The sequence below is a fragment of the Bartonella sp. MU70NMGDW genome (genome assembly GCF_042194085.1).
GTDB lineage: Bacteria > Pseudomonadota > Alphaproteobacteria > Rhizobiales > Rhizobiaceae > Bartonella > Bartonella grahamii.
On record NZ_JBHIMK010000341.1, the window covers coordinates 1 to 1,231 of the forward strand.

A 1,231-nucleotide genomic window follows, 5' to 3' on the forward strand; every position below is an offset into this window, starting at 1 on the left:
TAATCATTGATGGCACCATTGTTCCTAAATGAAAAGAGAAGATATCCTAAAACGCATAAAAGCGAATCCGTGTACCTACCTATTCGATATTCTCCTAAAACACTCTATTGAATAGATAGAAGCAACAGAGATTGCAACTTTCTAAAAAAACTAATTGATAAAAACAACGCCTTTATTTCTCTTATCCAAATTTAAAATCTCATAGTATGAAGTATCATTAATAACGTATCCACTCATATATTGTTCATGTGCAATTGAAATGTTATACTCTCTTTAAACCAATACCTCTTCGAAAGCGATTGCTCCGCAGCTTAATTAGTTATAATTTCAAGTCGTTTCTCCCTCCAAAGGTCCTTACATTATCAGTTATTAAGAATATAGAGTATCATTAAGTATAAACCATAATCTCCCCCAAAAGATGAAAAAATCCTTTATTAATACTGGAAATAAAGCTGTCGCATACATCCAGAAATCTTCTTATATCAATATTCAAAACTGAGACCTGTTACTTATTTATGAAAGTTTATAAAAATATACAGTGCCTAATTCACATAAAGTATAAAAATTTTTTAATGTCCATACTAATAGAAGATCTCCATATTAAATTGAATAATTTTCCAGAAATATTATATCTTGAGACTATAAATGAGTTACTAAAAGTAGAACAATGTTTATTAAAAAAATTGTTACTAAACTGTAGTGCAAAAATTATTTATTGGCTCTCAAGGATAATTTTTATACGAAATAAAATATACTGATCATTTAAGCTCTAGAAAAATGGAGTCAAGTGCAGCATCCAATCTCGCATATTTACTTTGAAAAGTGAATACGCTACTGTTATATTGAATTTTATTAACCTATTGATTTATTATAATAATAAATATGAATAACATATTGAATATAGTAAAATTCTTTCATTTTAGCTTTTGTCATGATGAAATAACCAAAACTATTCTTTTGCACATCATAAATGGAGTTCGTATAGATAAAATCTCTTTAAAAAAGAAGTAAAAATGCCTCTCATACCCTCTCAAATACAAAACCATAACTTTGAAAACTGAAAATAAAATGCATAGTGCCGGTTTTATGAAGGATAAAATTTTCTTTTATCTAAAATACGCTTTCTGCATACATGTTATCAAAATTCGTGGTTCCCAACTCATTTAAAATGCTTGGACAACTTTAAACCCTGTGCTTGATAATGTGATCCAACATCATGTCCATAAAGGGT

The 1,231-nt window shown here is 28.3% G+C and carries 1 protein-coding gene; it reads right to left on the bottom strand.

Going from position 1 to position 1,231, the window contains the following annotated elements; genetic code table 11:
- Positions 1–1,159: 1,159 nt before the first annotated feature.
- Positions 1,160–1,231: hypothetical protein (locus tag ACFIKE_RS10855; RefSeq protein ID WP_375649920.1), on the bottom strand; the 72-nt coding region annotated here is incomplete at its 5' end.